Origin of the sequence: Streptomyces sp. SID13726 (assembly GCF_010548375.1) — a bacterium.
Lineage (GTDB): Bacteria > Actinomycetota > Actinomycetes > Streptomycetales > Streptomycetaceae > Streptomyces.
In genome coordinates this window covers 51,252-67,168 of sequence record NZ_JAAGLY010000021.1, presented here as the reverse complement: position 1 = coordinate 67,168, position 15,917 = coordinate 51,252, and the positions used below count along the sequence as shown (strand labels likewise).

Sequence of the window (15,917 nt, the reverse complement as noted above, 5' to 3'; positions counted from 1 at the left end):
GGTGTATCAGAGGTATGAGAGCTATTGAAGCGAAGAGCGCGACGTCAGCGGCGCGACATGTAGATGTCGAGCGCCTTGTGGAGCAGCTTGTTGAGCGGGAAGTCCCACTCGCCGAGGTACTCGGCCGCCTGGCCGCCCGTGCCCACCTTGAACTGGATCAGGCCGAAGAGGTGGTCGGTCTCGTCGAGCGAGTCGGAGATGCCCCGCAGGTCGTAGACGGTCGCGCCGAGCGCGTAGGCGTCGCGCAGCATGCGCCACTGCATCGCGTTCGAGGGCCGGACCTCACGGCCGATGTTGTCGGAGGCGCCGTAGGAGTACCAGACGTGCCCGCCGACGATCAGCATGGTCGCCGCGGAGAGGTTCACACCCTCGTGCCGGGCGAAGTACAGCCGCATCCGGTTGGGGTCCTCGGTGTTCAGAGCCGTCCACATGCGCTGGAAGTACGACAGCGGGCGGGGCCGGAAGTGGTCGCGCACCGCGGTGATCTCGTACAGCCGCTGCCATTCCTCGAGGTCCTGGTAACCGCCCTGGACGACCTCGACGCCGGCCTTCTCGGCCTTCTTGATGTTGCGGCGCCACAGCTGGTTGAAGTTCTTGTGGACCTCTTCCAGGGACCGGTTGGCCAGCGGCACCTGGTAGACGTAGCGCGGCTGGACGTCGCCGAAGCCGGCTCCCCCGTCCTCGCCCTGCTGCCAGCCCATCCGGCGCAGCTTGTCGGCGACCTCGAAGGCGCGCGGCTCGATGAAGTCGGCCTCGATGTCCCGCAGCCGCTTGACGTCCGGGTTCTGGATGCCTGCCTTGATGGAGGTGGCCTCCCAGCGCCGGATGATCACCGGCGGGCCCATCTTCACGGAGAACGCGCCCTGGTGCTTGAGGTGGGCGAGCATCGGTTCCAGCCAGTCGGTCAGATTCGGCGCGAACCAGTTGATGACCGGGCCCTCGGGCAGATAGGCGAGGTAGCGCTTGATCTTGGGCAGCTGGCGGTAGAGGACCAGACCCGCGCCGACCAGTTCGCCGGTCTTCTCGTCGAACCACCCGAGGCTCTCGGAGCGCCACTCGGCCTTGACATCGGCCCAGGCCGGAACCTGCATGTGGCTCGCCGACGGCAGGCTCTGGATGTACGCCAGATGCTGCTCGCGGCTGATCGTCCTCAGGGTCAGGCTCATTCGGGGCGCTCCTCGGGCTGGTGTGTCCCCATGGGTACAGGGGCTCCGGCTCTCGCGCCGAAGCCTACTGCGCCTTGCGAGCGCCCCGACTGGGCGTACGGCACCTGCGCCCCGGCTCCTGTGCCGCCGAGGCGTTCCGCGGTGCTTTGGGTGGTGTTAAGGGGACGGTGCCCGTGGCGTCAGCTGATGACTCCGCCGAAGAGGCCTCCGTGCGCCATGCCGAGGAAGAAACCGATCGCCGACGCGCCGAGGCCGAGGATCAGTCCGAAGCGCTCACGCGTTGTCTCGGAGACCCACTGCCCGTACGCGCCGGTGAGGATGCCCACCAGGCCGGTCCAGGAGCTGAGCAGGTGCAGGTTGTGGAACATCGCCGTGACGAACGCCGTGATACCGAGCACCAGGGTCACCGCGAGCAGAGTGTCCTGGAGGGGATGGGGCTTTCCGTCCGTGGCGAAAAGGCCTCCGACGGTGTTGGGTCGCATTGCCTGTGCCATAGGGCACCTCCTGCGGAAGGCGGCGCATCGTAGCGCCATACACACCCGATGTGTACAGAGTGACCGTCCCGGCGGCCGGATTTCAACCGGAAGCCGGTGTGCGGGTAGTCTGTACCGTCTGCACGGTGTCTGCCCATGTCACGACCGGGACTACCGCGAGGAAGCCCCGATTGTCAGTGGCGGCCGATACCGTTGCGTACGCATCACAACCCTCCTGCCACGGAACGACCGTGGCCGCTGAGTCCAAAGGAGGTGGGTTCCACATGCGTCACTACGAGGTGATGGTCATCCTCGACCCCGATCTGGAGGAGCGCGCCGTCGCCCCCCTGATCGAGAACTTCCTCTCCGTCGTCCGTGAGGGCAACGGCAAGGTCGAGAAGGTCGACACCTGGGGCCGTCGTCGTCTCTCGTACGAGATCAAGAAGAAGCCCGAGGGCATCTACTCGGTCATCGATCTGCAGGCTGAGCCCGCGATCGTCAAGGAGCTCGACCGCCAGATGAACCTGAACGAGTCGGTCCTCCGGACCAAGGTCCTCCGCCCCGAGACCCACTGAGCCTCCCGCTCAGCTGATCCCGGGATTCGAGTAGCAGCAACCAAGCAGCCAGAGCAGCAAACCCGCCGAGAGGTTCCCCATGGCAGGCGAGACCGTCATCACGGTCGTCGGCAATCTTGTCGACGACCCCGAGCTGCGCTTCACCCCTTCCGGTGCGGCGGTCGCGAAGTTCCGTGTCGCGTCCACCCCCCGCACCTTCGACCGTCAGACGAACGAGTGGAAGGACGGCGAGAGCCTGTTCCTGACCTGCTCGGTCTGGCGGCAGGCGGCGGAGAACGTCGCCGAGTCGCTCCAGCGAGGCATGCGCGTCATCGTGCAGGGCCGGCTGAAGCAGCGGTCCTACGAGGACCGTGAGGGCGTCAAGCGCACGGTCTACGAGCTGGACGTCGAGGAAGTCGGCGCCAGCCTGCGCAGTGCCACGGCCAAGGTCACCAAGACCGCCGGCGGTGCCGGACGCGGTGGCCAGGGCGGTTACGGCGGCGGTGGCGGTGGCGGCCAGGGTGGCGGCAGCTGGGGTGGAAACTCCGGCGGCGGCCAGCAGGGCGGCGGCGCTCCGGCCGACGACCCGTGGGCGACCGGCGCTCCCGCCGGTGGCAACCAGGGCGGCGGTGGTGGCGGCGGCTGGGGTGGAAACTCCGGCGGCGGCGGTGGCGGCGGCTACTCGGACGAGCCCCCCTTCTAGGCCTCTGGCCGAAGGGTGGGTCGTACCCAAACTTCTTGATCACACAGGAGAAACACCATGGCGAAGCCGCCTGTGCGCAAGCCGAAGAAGAAGGTCTGCGCATTCTGCAAGGACAAGGTCACGTACGTGGACTACAAGGACACGAACATGCTGCGGAAGTTCATTTCCGACCGCGGCAAGATCCGTGCCCGCCGCGTGACCGGCAACTGCACGCAGCACCAGCGTGACGTCGCCACGGCCGTCAAGAACAGCCGTGAGATGGCGCTGCTGCCCTACACGTCCACCGCGCGATAAGGGAGGGGTGACCGACTCATGAAGATCATCCTCACCCACGAGGTCTCCGGCCTCGGTGCCGCGGGCGACGTCGTCGACGTCAAGGACGGTTACGCTCGCAACTACCTGATCCCGCGGAACTTCGCGATCCGCTGGACCAAGGGCGGCGAGAAGGACGTCGAGCAGATCCGTCGTGCTCGCAAGATCCACGAGATCCAGACCATCGAGCAGGCCAACCAGATCAAGGGCCAGCTCGAGGCTGTCAAGGTCCGTCTGGCTGTCCGCTCCGGCGACGCCGGTCGTCTCTTCGGTTCCGTCACCCCGGCCGACGTCGCTTCCGCGATCAAGGCTTCCGGTGGCCCCGAGGTCGATAAGCGCCGCATCGAGCTGGGCTCGCCGATCAAGACCCTGGGCGCCCACGAGACGTCCGTGCGTCTGCACCCCGAGGTTGCCGCCAAGGTCAACATCGAGGTCGTCGCGGCCTGACCGCTGCGTCTGGCATGAGCAGTTGTGAGAGGGGCCGTACCTCCTGGGGTACGGCCCCTCTTGCGTGCCGGAGCAGTAGTGGAGCTGGTCGTGTTTCACGTGAAACGTGACGGCCCGCGATGTTTCACGTGAAACGGTCAGCGGGTCGCGCCGGTGACGATCCAGCGGCCTGAGCGCGTGCGCAGCCACAGCGTCAGCATGCGGACCGCCATCATCAGCGTCATCGCCGCCCATACAGCGGTGAGGCCACCGCCCAGCGTGGGCACGAGCAGAGCCACCGGGGCGAAGACGGCCAGGGTGACGACCATGGCCCAGGCGAGGTAGGGCCCGTCGCCCGCGCCCATCAGCACGCCGTCCAGGACGAAGACGACTCCGCAGATCGGCTGGGAGAGGGCCACGATCACCAGAGCGGGCAGGGCGGCGTCTTTGACCGTGGCGTCACTGGTGAACAGGGGCAGGAACAGCGGCCGGGAGAGTACGACCAGTACGCCCAGGACGACTCCGACCGCGATGCCCCACTCCACCATCCGACGGCATGCCCGGCGGGCGCCGTCGCTGTCGCCGGCCCCCAGATAGCGGCCGATGATGGCCTGTCCGGCGATAGCGATGGCGTCGAGCGCGAAGGCGAGCAGGCTCCACAGGGACAGGATGATCTGGTGAGCGGCGATGTCCGCGTCACCGAGGCGGGCTGCCACGGCTGTGGCGATCATCAGGATCGCTCTCAGGGAGAGAGTGCGGACCAGCAGAGGGACACCGGCCTGGGCGGAAGCCCTGATGCCCGATGCGTCGGGACGCAGAGAGGCGCCGTGTCTGCGGGCTCCGCGTACGACGACCACGAGATAGGCGGCCGCCATGCCGCACTGGGCGATGACCGTGCCCCAGGCGGAGCCCGCGATGCCGAGGTCGGCGCCGTAGACGAGGCCTACGTTGAGGACGCCGTTGGCGATGAAGCCGGCTATCGCGACGTAGAGCGGGGTCCTGGTGTCCTGGAGCCCGCGCAGCACACCGGTCGCGGCGAGGACCACGAGCATGGCCGGGATACCGAGGGCCGAGATCCGCAGATAGGTGGTCGCGTAGGGAGCCGCGGTGTCGGAGGCGCCGAAGAGTTCCACGATCGACGGAGCGGTGGGCAGGACGACGGCGATGACGGCGGCGCCGAGGAGCAGGGCCAGCCAGATGCCGTCCATGCCCTGGCGGATGGCGGCCTGGAGATCGCCGGCTCCGACGCGCCGGGCGACGGCGGCGGTGGTGGCGTAGGCGAGGAAGACAAAGATGCTGACGGCCGTCATGAGGAGGGCCGAGGCGATGCCGAGACCGGCGAGCTGTGCGGTGCCGAGGTGACCGACGATCGCGCTGTCGGCCATGACGAAGAGGGGCTCGGCGACCAGCGCGCCGAAGGCCGGAACGGCGAGTGCGACGATCTCACGGTCGTGCTGTCGCCGGGTGGCCTTGGGGGTCGCGGGCGCCTGTGTCATGTGCACCAATCTAATCGTCCACAGGTAAGAGATGCAATGCAGCTTAGACCCTTACTTGTCGTTGCGTGACGTGCGCCGCTGTGTACAGTTCGAAGTGATCTTGAGCTGACGGGGAAAGTTTTTCTTCTGCACAGCCGGTGGACGGTGAAGATGCAGGTCAGAGGTGTTCTCTGAAGTAATGGCGGCGCTTGTTCACAGGCCTGTCCACCGGGTCGTGCACAGGTTTTGCGGAGTTCTCCACAGCATCCGGGCCGTCGTCCACATGGCCTGTGGATAACCAGATTGGCTGACGGTGCCCGCGGGCCTACGGTGGTCCGGCGCCCGCTCCGTCCGTCGGCCTGGAAACCATCACAAAACCGACGCGCCAGAACCGGAGTTGGGCGTCTCATTTGTCAGTGCCGTGCCGTAGAAATGAGAGGCACGGCGAGGTCCGCTCGGCGGACGGGAGGAGGTGGCTCGGTGAGTATTTCCGAGCCCTTGGACGACCCGTGGGCCGACAGCGGTCCCAGTGATCGTCTGCCCTCCTCGCGCCGCCGCGGCGACGGTGGCCGAGGACGCGACGAGCAGCACGAACGCGGCAGGGACAACGGCGAGTGGGATGGCGGGGGCACCGCCTTCGAGCGGGTCCCGCCCCAGGACCTGGACGCCGAGCAGTCCGTCCTCGGCGGCATGCTCCTGTCGAAGGACGCCATCGCGGACGTCGTCGAGGTCATCAAGGGCCACGACTTCTACAAGCCCGCCCACGAGACGATCTTCCAGGCGATCCTGGACGTCTATGCCAAGGGCGAGCCGGCCGACCCCATCACGATCGCCGCCGAGCTCACCAAGCGCGGTGAGATCAACAAGGTGGGCGGCGCATCGTATCTGCACACCCTCGTCCAGACCGTGCCGACGGCGGCCAACGCCGAGTACTACGCCGAGATCGTCCACGAGCGTGCCGTACTGCGCCGTCTGGTGGAGGCGGGCACGCGTATCACCCAGATGGGGTACGCGGCCGACGACGACGTGGACGAGATCGTCAACCGGGCCCAGGCCGAGATCTACGCGGTCACCGAGCAGCGCACCAGCGAGGACTACCTCCCGCTCGGCGACATCATGGAGGGCGCGCTCGACGAGATCGAGGCGATCGGCTCGCGCAGCGGCGAGATGACCGGTGTGCCCACCGGGTTCACGGACCTCGACTCGCTCACCAACGGTCTGCACCCGGGCCAGATGATCGTCATCGCCGCCCGTCCCGCCATGGGCAAGTCGACGCTCGCGCTGGACTTCGCGCGCGCCGCGTCCATCAAGAACAACCTGGCCAGCGTCATCTTCTCCCTCGAAATGGGGCGCAACGAGATCGCGATGCGTCTGCTGTCGGCCGAGGCGAGAGTGGCCCTGCACCACATGCGTTCGGGCACCATGACGGACGAGGACTGGACCCGGCTGGCCCGCCGCATGCCCGAGGTGTCGTCCGCGCCGCTCTACATCGACGACTCCCCGAACCTGTCGATGATGGAGATCCGGGCGAAGTGCCGGCGGCTGAAGCAGCGCAACGACATCAAGCTCGTGATCATCGACTACCTCCAGCTGATGCAGGCCGGTGGCTCCAAGCGCCAGGAGAGCCGCCAGCAGGAGGTCTCGGACATGTCCCGTAACCTCAAGCTCCTGGCCAAGGAACTCGAGGTCCCGGTGATCGCGCTCTCGCAGCTCAACCGTGGTCCCGAGCAGCGCACGGACAAGAAGCCGATGGTGTCCGACCTGCGTGAGTCCGGCTCCATCGAGCAGGACGCCGACATGGTGATCCTGCTGCACCGCGAGGACGCCTACGAGAAGGAGTCACCGCGCGCGGGCGAGGCGGACATCATCGTCGGCAAGCACCGTAACGGCCCGACGGCCACGATCACTGTCGCCTTCCAGGGCCACTACTCACGCTTCGTGGACATGGCACAGACCTGATACCGCCGTGCGCGAGTGGGCGGAATCTGACACGGGATTGAGAATCGCTGGTCAATCCCATCACACGTCAGCGGGTTGGACGCGAACACGTCCTTCCTGTAGGGCTCGCGGAGCTTGTGACCGGCCAGCGGGCAGCCTGGTCAGCGTTGCTGCCACAGATCCGTCAGAAGCACGCGCACATCTCCGGTCAGTGGAGCCGCGACTGGCTCCCCGAGCAGGGGAGGTCGCCGAGTAGGCGGGAGAGAGCGCGGTCAGTGGGTTGCTGCTTTTCTATGTTGGTGCCCACGTTCACTCGTTGGGGGACTCCGTTGCCAGCGGGATGCCGCACTGCAGGCAGCCGTTCGCGTGGTCGTCCCGGCAGACGTAGCCGATGGCACCATCCACGCACCATTCGGCGGCCTCCTCGGACAGCAGGTCGGGCCCGACATGGAGCAGCCGACGAAGTTCCGTGGTGTCCGCAATGTCGACCGGGCGGTTGGTGAACCACTCGTCGAACCAAGGCTTGTCTCGGTGCACGTGCCAGTGCGCATTTTCCCGGTCGTCGACAGCCGTAAGGAACCGATCGACGATGCGCCCCCAACTCGGTGTTCCGAACCAGCCGTTGTCGGACGCGCAGAAGGATTCGATCAGGGTTCGCAGGCCGAACGTCTTCTCGCGAAGGCAGTACGCTCGCCCCCAAGCGATCGCGTCCTGTGCCATTTCCGCGAGTTCTTCGCGCGGATCAGCCTCGTGCGCCGGGTCGTCAGGGTTGTGGCAGGCCAGCCCGAGTTCGAGAACAGACTGCCCGGTCGGTAGAACCCGGGACGGGTTGACGATCGCGAGACCGAGACCGATCCAGTCGACATGGTCGAACGACAGCATCGAGCGCACGAGTCGGGTGGTTGCCGTGTTGATCCGCATCATTGTGCCGTCGTGGAGCGGACTCTTCCCGGCATGCCAGTTCTCGACGGGTGTGTTGCGCCACACCGCGAGCGTGATGCGGGTGGCAGCGAGCCACAGCAGGGCGTCGTCGTCGAGGTGCCCGAACCGCTTGGTGCACTCCTGGGCGCCGTAGGTGATCAACTCTTCCGGTTTCGGCCACCTGTGGCTGTCGGGCCCTTCAGGCGCGTACTCGTAGTTGTCGGCGTACTCGTCGAGGATCGCGCTCAACTCGGCAGCGCTGTAAGCCTCGCTGTACTCGGAGCTGTCCGGCTCCTCGACGGTGTACATGTCGTGGTCCCAGGAGACGTACACGTCGCGCCAGAGCACCACGTCATCGCACTCGCCGGCGTTGTCCGTCACAACCGGCCTGATGGTGATCGGGGCAGTACGCCCGTCGGTTCGCTCGCCGTCCTTCTCGGCGGCCCATGCGGTGATGACCCCGAGCGGCTTCGGAAGGAGAGGACCGACCTCGGTGATGCTGAATGGCTCGTCGTCGTCATCGGTGTCGAACCGGCTGTTGACGAACGCGACCGCCTCGGAGGGCGTGCTGACGATGGACTGGCTACCACTCTCGTTGTCAACCACTCGCCACAACGGGCTGTTCTTCACGATGCTCTCCGATCGCGGTGAGCGCACCCGGGTCGGGTGCGATGTGCCGGGTCGCTCGGCACTGACTCCGATTATGGGCTGATCAACCCATCCGTAGTCCCGAAGGCGCTTGTCGGCGACAACGTTCGGTACGTTCGCGTGCAACCTGCTTTTCGCGACCGCGGCAACACAGCAGAGTCCCACAGCGGAGGAGGCGAAGTTGGCGCTGAACAAGAAGGGTTCCCGGCGCATAACCGTTGACGGGATCGAGTACCGCTGGCGGATCCGCAGGAAGCCCTCCTCCATGCAGGGCCTCTGCTGGACACCGCTGACCTATGCGGTTGCAGCGGCCAGCGGCAGCCAGCCGGGCACGACCTTGATCGTCACCAGCGGTCAGGCCCATCCCAGCAACTGGGTGGGCGTCGAGACGGAGCCCATTCGTCCGGCTCACGTTGCTGCCAGCATTCGAGAGGCACGAGATCAAGGCTGGGATCCAACCCGGGTCGGTTCTCCTTTCCAGCTCGACCGATCCGCAGGATTCATCGCCCAGTCATGAGACAGAGCGGAGTAGGGCGGCGCATCTGGCCCGGCATCATGGCCTGGTGACCACATGGATGCGCTGCTACTGGGACGAGGAAGACACCTGGTTCTACTTGGAGGTCGACGCCGAAGGCTGGGTGATCCGGCAGGTCGAACTCGAAGGGCCAGAGCTGATCCCGATCGCAGCTGCTTCCCTCGCCGAGAGGCAGCGGGCCCGCGACGCAGGCCGCCTCGGTGATTACGACAGCAGATTCGGGATCACCGCCGAGCTGCCCGTCTCGGAATGGGAAGGCCATGACCCCGAACAACTCACCTTCGAGGAGTTCGAGGACGTCTGGGGCCCTGCCCGTCAGCAGATCGCATCCCGGCCCAGCTGACATCTCGGCGCCGCACTGGCTTCTTGGCATCATCGCGACATGACCCCGACCCTTCCCCGCCCCGTCCGAGCCGTCGACACTGCTCAGCTCCTGGACCTGGCCCAGGAGGCCGCCATGCATGGCTTCAGCCGGCTCCCGGTCGACTGGCTACGAGAGCACATCGCCGCAGAAGCGACGCACTACCTGTTCCCGACACTCGTGCAGCGGCTCACGCACCGTCCCGAGGCGCCGCTGCAGTGGAGGTGCCAGCAACTGCTGACCGTCAGCACCGGCGAGCAGATCTGGGGAAACGACATCGCTCTGAGACAGCAGCTGGCCGGCATGCCGTGAGACTGCAGGGAAACGTCCTGGTCATAGCGGCGGCGCCTGATACCGAAAGGGAGAACCTACACCGCCCGGGGCAAATGAACTCGACGCCCGAGTCCCCCGCGGGATGGACTGGGTGCATGACGACACCTCACGAAGAGCTGCTTCCCGGCACGCGCCGGGCGTTGACGCACCGGATCGCGGTGGCCCAGGCCGAGGGGCGGGCGCCGTCGCTGGTGGCGGCGGTCGTACGGGGCGGGCGGACCGTGTGGCACGGCTCGCGTACCTCGGTGCAGGGGCACGGGCCGGACGAGAACGTGCAGTACCGCATCGGCTCGATCACCAAGACCTTCACCGCCGTCCTCGTCCTGCGGCTGCGTGACGAGGGGCTGCTCGATCTCGGTGACCCGCTGGAGAAGCATGTGCCCGGGACGGGGGCGGGGGAGGCCACCGTCGCCGAACTGCTCGCCCACACCGGTGGGTTGGCGGCCGAGTCACCCGCGCCCTGGTGGGAGCGCACCCCCGGGACCCTGCGTCCCGAGCTCTCCGACGTGCTCGGCGAGCAGCCCTTCCTGCACCCGGTCGGTCGCCGCTTCCACTACTCGAACCCCGGCTACACGCTGCTGGGCGCGCTCGTCGAGAAGTTGCGCGGAGCACCGTGGGAGGAGGTCCTCCGGCGGGAGGTGCTCGAACCCCTGGGCCTCGACCGCACGAGCGGCCATCCCGTAGCGCCGCACGCGGGCGGCTGGGCGGTCCATCCATGGGCCGATGTGATGCTGCCCGAACCCTCCGAGGACCTCGGCCGGATGGCTGCCGCGGGTCAACTCTGGTCCACCACAGGCGACTTGGCGCGCTTCGCCGTCTTCCTGGCGAACGGCGACGACCGGGTGCTGAGCGCCGAGACGGTACGGGAGATGCGTACGCCCGCGGCGCCGGCCGGGACCGCGGAGCTCGCCGACGGTTCCTCGTACGGGCTCGGCGTTCAGGTCCAGCACCGCGACGGCCGGTTGCTGGTGGGGCATTCGGGATCGCTGCCGGGCTTCCTCGCGAACCTCACGATCGGTGTGGCGGACGATGTCGCCGCGGTCGTCCTGGCCAACTGCACCTCGGGCCCGCTGCTCTCCGTCGTCGGTGCCGATCTCGTACGCATCGTCGCCGACGCCGAGCCCAGGATTCCCGAGCCGTGGCGCCCGATGCACGAAGTCGACGTACCCGCACTGGAGTTGGCGGGTCAGTGGTACTGGGGGACGAACGGGTTCGCCCTACGGCTGACTGCGGACGGACTCGCCTCGCTGGAGCCCTTGTCGGGTGCCGGGCGTCGTTCGCGCTTCCGGGCCAACGGAGACGGGACCTGGACCGGGCTGGAGGGCTACTTCCAGGGGGAGCTCCTGAAGGCCGTACGGCGGCCTGACGGGTCCGTGGACCACCTCGACCTCGGCTCGTTCGTGTTCACCCGGCAGCCGTACGACGAGGGGGCTTCGGTGCCGGGCGGAGTGGATCCGGAGGGATGGCGGGGCATCGGGTAACGGCTCTTGCCCGATCGGTCGGTCGGCGCTCCGCTTCACCTGGGCGTCGACTGGGGCCTTGTTTCACGTGAAACAGGGCACCTCACCGCGCCGCGAGGAAGCCGGTCGCGGCGGAGCGCCTGCGGGCGAGTGCCACTGGGGCAGGGAGCGTCAGAGGGACAGGCCGCGGCACAGGGACAAGCTGTGTCACAGGGGCAGCTTGAAACCCACGCGCGAGGCGGTGAATCCGAGCCGTTCGTAGAAGCGATGCGCGTCCGTACGGCTGCTGTCGGACGTCAGCTGCACCAACTGGCAGTTCTGGCGCCGGGATTCCTCGACCGCCCACTCGATGAGCCGGGTGCCGAGGCCGCTGCCGCGTTCGTCGGCGTGGACGCGCACCGCCTCGATGATCGACCTGGTGGCACCGCGCCGGGACAGTCCGGGAATGACGGTGAGCTGAAGCGTGCCCACCACGCGGCCCTCGTGCGTGGCGACGACCAGATGCTGGTTCGGGTCGGCGGAGAGCCGCTCCAGGGCGGCCACATAAGGGGTCAGATCGTCCGGTGACTCGCGCTGGGCGCCCAAGGGGTCGTCGGCGAGCATCGCGACGATCGCGGAGACGTCATCCACCGTGGCGGGCCGAATTTCAAGATCTCCCATGCTCGCACCCTATGCGGGGGCGTTCCGCGTGGGCACCGCAGGTGTGCGGTGGGCTTCCAGGGCGCGTACGAGGGGAGCGAGTTCGGGGTTGGTGGCGGCTTGGTCGAGGGCTTCGCGGAGGGCTTGTTCGTTGGTGGGGCGGGCTTGTCGGAGGAGGGTGCGGCCGGCGGGGGTGACGTCGGTGTAGATGCCGCGGCGGTCGGTGGGGCAGAGGTAGCGGGTGAGGAGGCCGCGGTCCTCGAGACGGGTGACGAGGCGGGTGGTGGCGCTCTGGCTGAGGACGACGGCGTCGGCGACCTGTTTCATCTGGAGGTGTCCGCCGTCTCCGTCGTGCCGGCGGCCCAGGACGCCGAGGAGGGAGTACTCGCGGACGCTGAGGTCGTGTCCGGTCTGGAGGGCTTTCTCGATGTGGGCCTCGATCCGGCCGTGGAGCAGGGAGGGGGCGCACCAGCCCTGGGCGAGGGCGGTGAGTGCGGGGTCTGTGGCGGTCATGGGGCCTGTTTTCTCCGTCCCGAGGCACCCGTCGAAGACAGGAGCGAACCGAGATAGCCGTCGCTTGCAAATATAGCGCGTCTGCAATTATTGTGGGGGTGCGCAACACGCTCCTGCAATCGTCTGGGAAGGTGTCACCCCCCCCATGCCGCTCGCGCTTCTGGCCCTCGCGATCGGGGCCTTCGGAATCGGAACGACCGAGTTCGTGATCATGGGCCTGCTGCCCGAGGTCGCGGGCGACTTCGGGGTCTCCATCCCCACCGCCGGTTTCCTGGTGACCGGCTACGCGCTCGGCGTCATGTTCGGCGCCCCGCTGATGACCGCGCTCGGCACCAGGATCTCCCGCAAGCGGATGCTGATGCTGCTGATGGGACTGTTCATCGTCGGCAACCTGCTCTCCGCGGTCGCCCCGGCCTTCTCCGTGATGCTCATCGGCCGTGTCGTCGCCTCCCTGGCCCACGGAGCCTTCTTCGGCATCGGCTCGGTCGTGGCCGCCGACCTCGTCGCCCCGGACAAGAAGGCCGGAGCCATCGCGATGATGTTCACCGGCCTGACCGTCGCCAACGTCGTCGGCGTTCCGCTGGGCACGCTGATCGGCCAGACCGCGGGCTGGCGGCTCACCTTCACGATCGTCGCGGCCCTCGGAGTCGTCGGCCTCGTCGGCATCGCCCGGCTCGTCCCCGACATGCCCCGGCCGGAGGGCGTACGGCTGCGCCACGAACTGGCCGCCTTCAAGAACGCCCAGGTGCTGCTCGCGATGGCGATGACCGTCCTCGGCTTCGGCGGGGTCTTCGCGGCCATCACCTACATCGCGCCGATGATGACCCACGTGACCGGCTTCGCCGACGGCTCGGTGACCTGGCTGCTGGTCCTCTTCGGGCTCGGCATGGTCGGCGGCAACCTCGTCGGCGGCAGGTACGCCGACCGCGCGCTGATGCCCATGCTGTTCGTCTCCCTGGGCGCCCTGGCCGTGACGCTCGCGCTCTTCACGCTCACCGCGCACAACAAGATCCTCGCGGGCGTCACCATCGCGCTCATCGGCGCCCTGGGCTTCGCCGCCGTACCGCCGCTCCAGAAGAGGGTCCTCGACCAGGCGCACGACGCCCCGACCCTCGCCTCGGCCGTGAACATCGGCGCCTTCAACCTCGGCAACGCGCTCTCCGCGTGGCTCGGCGGCCTGGTCATCTCGGCCGGCCTCGGCTACACCGCCCCCAACTGGGTGGGCGCCGCCCTGGCCACGGCCGCCCTGCTCCTCGCGATCCTCTCGGCGGCCCTGGAGTGCCGGGACAGCACGCCCAGCGCCGTGGTCGCAGGAACGGCCCCAGTCGAGCAGCGGCCCGCCGTGCACCACTGAGCGCGGCCGGTACGACGACGGCGCCGGTTCCCCTGAGCGAGGGGAGCCGGCGCCGTCGTACAGCTGTGTCTCAGACCGCCGCGACCGTCAGCGGGGCGAACCGGCGGGTCCAGTCGCCCGGCAGCTCCGGGAGGCCGTGCGTCATGACCGCGTTGAAGGCGACCGACACCAGGCCGTGTTCCTTCGCCCACGCCAGCAGCTCTTCATGGCGTACGTCGATGTCGGTGCGCAGCGGCCGGTCGGTGCCGGCGGCCAGGGAGGCGAGCAGTGCCTGTGCCGTACGCGTGTCCCGGGCGATCAGCGGGCCCACGACCTGGGTGTCCATGTTGGGCCAGGCGGCCGCGTATCCGATGATCCGGCCGTGCTCCTCGGCGACCCGCAGCTGGTCTGCGAAGGCGGGCAGGCGCGTGATGAGGTGCGTGCGATCCGTGCCGAGCACCTCCTCGTCGAGCCGGAGGATCGCGGCTAGGTCCTCGGCGGTGGCCGCACGAGTGCTCACCGTCGGCGCGAGACCGCTCGGCGCGAGATCGCTCGGCGTGAATCCGCTCGACGCGAGACCGTCAGGCGCGAGACCGCCCGACGCGGTGACGCCTGATGCAGGGCCGCCCGACGCGAGCCCACCCGGTGCGAAGTGCCCGCGGAGCATCTCCGCCCGCCCGGCGACCTTGAAGCCCAGCTCCTCGTAGAGCGGTTGGCCGTACGGCGTCGCGTGCAGCGTCAGTGGGGTGGGGCCCATCATCGAGAGGATGTGCTGCATGAGCCGGCGTCCGATGCCCTGGCGGGCGTGCCGCTCGGCGACCAGCACCATCCCGATCGCCCCGAGATCGGGCCGGCCGTAGGGCCCGTACTCCGTGATCACGCAGGCGGTGGCGAGACCTCCCTGGGGGTCGTCGATGCCGTAGCCCCTTCCGGCCGCGAGGAGGAGGCCCCACTTGTGCTCCTCGCGTGGCCACCCCCGGTCCTCGGACAAGTCGGCGCAGGCGGTGAGATCGCGGAGCGTCAGACGACGGATGGGGAGAGCGGCGAGAGAAGGAGTCGGCACGCAGGTCAGGCTGTCCGACGGGTGCCCTTCAAGTCCACCTGTTTCCGGAGCCACGTACGAGCTTTTGGCCATGTCGTGGCCGATCGCACAGGATGTGACCGGATGCCGGGTGTTTCACGTGAAACATCGGCGAACGGCGGCCGTCCGGTGATGGACGGTGAGCAGCCGGGACGATCCGCCGGAGTGGCGGACCACTAGCCTCGACGGTATGGCGAGACTTCATCTCTTCGACCTCGACGGCACCTTGCTGCACGGGACTACCGCGCCCGTGGAGATCTCACGGCAACTCGGTCTGGAGGCCGAGACGGTGGCGCTCGACCAGGCCGTCGGAGCCGGGCTGATCGGTCCGCCCGAGTACGCGCAGCAGGTGCACGCGCTGTGGGCGGAACTGACCGAGGCGCATGTCGCCGCGGCCTTCGAAGGTGCCCCCTGGCTGGCGCGCATCCGTGCCGTCTGGACGGAGATCAGGGGACAGGGCGACTACTGCGCGGTCGTGTCGCTCTCGCCGTCCTTCTTCGTGGAGCGGCTCATCGGCTGGGGAGCCCATGCCGCGCACGGCTCCCGTTTTCCGGCCATCCCGTTCACCGAGCCCGTGGACCCGGCCGGAGTCCTCAGCGCCGCCGCCAAGGTCCTTGTCGCGGACCGGTTGTGCGAGCAGTTCGGAGTGACGCGGGCGGACTGCGTCGCGTACGGCGACTCGTCCTCGGACCGGGATCTGTTCGGTGTGGTGCCGATCTCCGTCGCGGTCAATGCGGACTCTCATCTGTCCGAAATCTCGACGCACTCCTACAAGGGCAGGGATCTGTGGGAAGCCTATGAATTGGTGCGCCAAGCCCGGTAATTGAGGCAATTCGTGGTTCGCCCCCCGAACGCCGTGCGATCAATTCGTGGAGGGGAGGGGGGACTTGTGTGCGGGGCGGTGACCGGTAGGGTCGACTCCGGTTCCTGTCCGTGCCGGGGGTGCACACACCTCTGTGCGGCCGAGAGCAGGGCATTGCAGCCTAACGGGACGGAGAGATCGAAGACCCGCATTTGTGGTTATGCGGCCTGGACATCCGTGCGCG

The 15,917-nt window shown here is 67.9% G+C and carries 17 protein-coding genes and 1 pseudogene; 11 read left to right on the top strand and 7 right to left on the bottom strand.

The features are described 5' to 3' along the window. Positions 1 to 44: 44 nt before the first annotated feature. Together femX and G3I78_RS37030 are read right to left on the bottom strand one after the other, a co-directional pair. The gene (gene femX, locus G3I78_RS37035) at positions 45 to 1,166 is read right to left on the bottom strand and encodes a peptidoglycan bridge formation glycyltransferase FemX (RefSeq protein WP_164433005.1); all 1,122 of its coding nucleotides are present in this window, start codon (positions 1,164 to 1,166) and stop codon (positions 45 to 47) included. Between the two features lie 179 nt (positions 1,167 to 1,345). Then, entirely contained in the window at positions 1,346 to 1,660 is a 315-nt protein-coding gene (locus G3I78_RS37030) for a hypothetical protein (protein ID WP_164433004.1), read from the bottom strand. Between the two features lie 263 nt (positions 1,661 to 1,923). On the opposite strand from G3I78_RS37030, the gene rpsF reads away from it, so the two are divergent. The 4 genes from rpsF (at position 1,924) to rplI (ending at position 3,655) form a co-directional block, all read left to right on the top strand. After that, the gene (gene rpsF / locus G3I78_RS37025) at positions 1,924 to 2,214 is read left to right on the top strand and encodes a 30S ribosomal protein S6 (protein ID WP_010353482.1); all 291 of its coding nucleotides are present in this window, start codon (positions 1,924 to 1,926) and stop codon (positions 2,212 to 2,214) included. A gap of 79 nt (positions 2,215 to 2,293) precedes the next feature. Further along, entirely contained in the window at positions 2,294 to 2,896 is a 603-nt protein-coding gene (locus G3I78_RS37020; protein WP_164433003.1) for a single-stranded DNA-binding protein, read from the top strand. 57 nt (positions 2,897 to 2,953) lie between these two features. Then, positions 2,954 to 3,190: a 30S ribosomal protein S18 gene (gene rpsR, locus G3I78_RS37015; protein ID WP_003949403.1), complete on the top strand. Its 237-nt coding sequence runs from the start codon at positions 2,954 to 2,956 to the stop codon at positions 3,188 to 3,190. 18 nt (positions 3,191 to 3,208) lie between these two features. After that, positions 3,209 to 3,655, top strand: coding sequence for a 50S ribosomal protein L9 (gene rplI / locus G3I78_RS37010; RefSeq protein ID WP_164433002.1), 447 nt, complete (start codon positions 3,209 to 3,211; stop codon positions 3,653 to 3,655). A gap of 137 nt (positions 3,656 to 3,792) precedes the next feature. Here rplI and G3I78_RS37005 read toward each other — a convergent pair whose 3' ends face one another. Then, positions 3,793 to 5,130 carry an MATE family efflux transporter gene (locus tag G3I78_RS37005; RefSeq protein ID WP_164433001.1) on the bottom strand — a complete coding sequence of 446 codons (1,338 nt, stop codon included), beginning with the start codon at positions 5,128 to 5,130 and terminating at the stop codon, positions 3,793 to 3,795. 459 nt (positions 5,131 to 5,589) lie between these two features. On the opposite strand from G3I78_RS37005, the gene dnaB reads away from it, so the two are divergent. After that, positions 5,590 to 7,068: a replicative DNA helicase gene (gene dnaB, locus G3I78_RS37000; protein ID WP_164433000.1), complete on the top strand. Its 1,479-nt coding sequence runs from the start codon at positions 5,590 to 5,592 to the stop codon at positions 7,066 to 7,068. Positions 7,069 to 7,356: 288 nt separating this feature from the next. Here the strand turns inward: dnaB and G3I78_RS36995 are convergent, their stop codons facing one another. Further along, entirely contained in the window at positions 7,357 to 8,598 is a 1,242-nt protein-coding gene (locus tag G3I78_RS36995; protein WP_343243956.1) for a hypothetical protein, read from the bottom strand. A gap of 199 nt (positions 8,599 to 8,797) precedes the next feature. Between G3I78_RS36995 and G3I78_RS36990 the strand changes: the two genes are divergently transcribed. The 4 genes and pseudogenes from G3I78_RS36990 (at position 8,798) to G3I78_RS36975 (ending at position 11,326) form a co-directional block, all read left to right on the top strand. Beyond that, a complete protein-coding gene (locus tag G3I78_RS36990; protein ID WP_164432999.1) occupies positions 8,798 to 9,133 on the top strand; it encodes a hypothetical protein in 336 nt (111 codons plus the stop codon). Between the two features lie 46 nt (positions 9,134 to 9,179). Further along, the gene (locus G3I78_RS36985; protein ID WP_343243955.1) at positions 9,180 to 9,494 is read left to right on the top strand and encodes a hypothetical protein; all 315 of its coding nucleotides are present in this window, start codon (positions 9,180 to 9,182) and stop codon (positions 9,492 to 9,494) included. Positions 9,495 to 9,533: 39 nt separating this feature from the next. Next, a pseudogene (locus tag G3I78_RS36980) lies at positions 9,534 to 9,782 on the top strand (hypothetical protein); the annotation flags it as partial. Between the two features lie 158 nt (positions 9,783 to 9,940). Next, entirely contained in the window at positions 9,941 to 11,326 is a 1,386-nt protein-coding gene (locus G3I78_RS36975) for a serine hydrolase domain-containing protein (RefSeq protein ID WP_164432995.1), read from the top strand. Positions 11,327 to 11,512: 186 nt separating this feature from the next. Here the strand turns inward: G3I78_RS36975 and G3I78_RS36970 are convergent, their stop codons facing one another. Then, positions 11,513 to 11,965: a GNAT family N-acetyltransferase gene (locus tag G3I78_RS36970; protein WP_164432993.1), complete on the bottom strand. Its 453-nt coding sequence runs from the start codon at positions 11,963 to 11,965 to the stop codon at positions 11,513 to 11,515. A 9-nt stretch (positions 11,966 to 11,974) separates the two neighbouring features. After that, the gene (locus G3I78_RS36965) at positions 11,975 to 12,457 is read right to left on the bottom strand and encodes a MarR family transcriptional regulator (protein ID WP_164432991.1); all 483 of its coding nucleotides are present in this window, start codon (positions 12,455 to 12,457) and stop codon (positions 11,975 to 11,977) included. 145 nt (positions 12,458 to 12,602) lie between these two features. Between G3I78_RS36965 and G3I78_RS36960 the strand changes: the two genes are divergently transcribed. Continuing rightward, complete coding sequence (locus G3I78_RS36960) at positions 12,603 to 13,811, top strand: MFS transporter (RefSeq protein ID WP_164432989.1); 1,209 nt, start codon at positions 12,603 to 12,605, stop codon at positions 13,809 to 13,811. Between the two features lie 70 nt (positions 13,812 to 13,881). Here the strand turns inward: G3I78_RS36960 and G3I78_RS36955 are convergent, their stop codons facing one another. Next, on the bottom strand, positions 13,882 to 14,853 hold the full coding sequence (locus tag G3I78_RS36955; protein WP_164432987.1) for a GNAT family N-acetyltransferase: 972 nt from the start codon (positions 14,851 to 14,853) through the stop codon (positions 13,882 to 13,884). 208 nt (positions 14,854 to 15,061) lie between these two features. Between G3I78_RS36955 and G3I78_RS36950 the strand changes: the two genes are divergently transcribed. After that, positions 15,062 to 15,694, top strand: a complete 633-nt coding sequence (locus G3I78_RS36950) for a haloacid dehalogenase-like hydrolase (RefSeq protein ID WP_164432985.1) — start codon at positions 15,062 to 15,064, stop codon at positions 15,692 to 15,694. The last annotated feature ends 223 nt before the right edge of the window (positions 15,695 to 15,917 follow it).

What these genes read in the sequence shown, in the direction of transcription:
- G3I78_RS37030 (WP_164433004.1), bottom strand. Translation starts at nt 1,660, where the DNA reads ATGGCACAGGCAATGCGACCCAACACCGTCGGAGGCCTTTTCGCCACG.
- rpsF (WP_010353482.1), top strand. Translation starts at nt 1,924, where the DNA reads ATGCGTCACTACGAGGTGATGGTCATCCTCGACCCCGATCTGGAGGAG.
- G3I78_RS36975 (WP_164432995.1), top strand. Translation starts at nt 9,941, where the DNA reads ATGACGACACCTCACGAAGAGCTGCTTCCCGGCACGCGCCGGGCGTTG.
- rpsR (WP_003949403.1), top strand. Translation starts at nt 2,954, where the DNA reads ATGGCGAAGCCGCCTGTGCGCAAGCCGAAGAAGAAGGTCTGCGCATTC.
- femX (WP_164433005.1), bottom strand. Translation starts at nt 1,166, where the DNA reads ATGAGCCTGACCCTGAGGACGATCAGCCGCGAGCAGCATCTGGCGTAC.
- G3I78_RS36970 (WP_164432993.1), bottom strand. Translation starts at nt 11,965, where the DNA reads ATGGGAGATCTTGAAATTCGGCCCGCCACGGTGGATGACGTCTCCGCG.
- G3I78_RS36950 (WP_164432985.1), top strand. Translation starts at nt 15,062, where the DNA reads ATGGCGAGACTTCATCTCTTCGACCTCGACGGCACCTTGCTGCACGGG.
- G3I78_RS37020 (WP_164433003.1), top strand. Translation starts at nt 2,294, where the DNA reads ATGGCAGGCGAGACCGTCATCACGGTCGTCGGCAATCTTGTCGACGAC.
- G3I78_RS36960 (WP_164432989.1), top strand. Translation starts at nt 12,603, where the DNA reads ATGCCGCTCGCGCTTCTGGCCCTCGCGATCGGGGCCTTCGGAATCGGA.
- rplI (WP_164433002.1), top strand. Translation starts at nt 3,209, where the DNA reads ATGAAGATCATCCTCACCCACGAGGTCTCCGGCCTCGGTGCCGCGGGC.
- G3I78_RS37005 (WP_164433001.1), bottom strand. Translation starts at nt 5,130, where the DNA reads ATGACACAGGCGCCCGCGACCCCCAAGGCCACCCGGCGACAGCACGAC.
- G3I78_RS36965 (WP_164432991.1), bottom strand. Translation starts at nt 12,457, where the DNA reads ATGACCGCCACAGACCCCGCACTCACCGCCCTCGCCCAGGGCTGGTGC.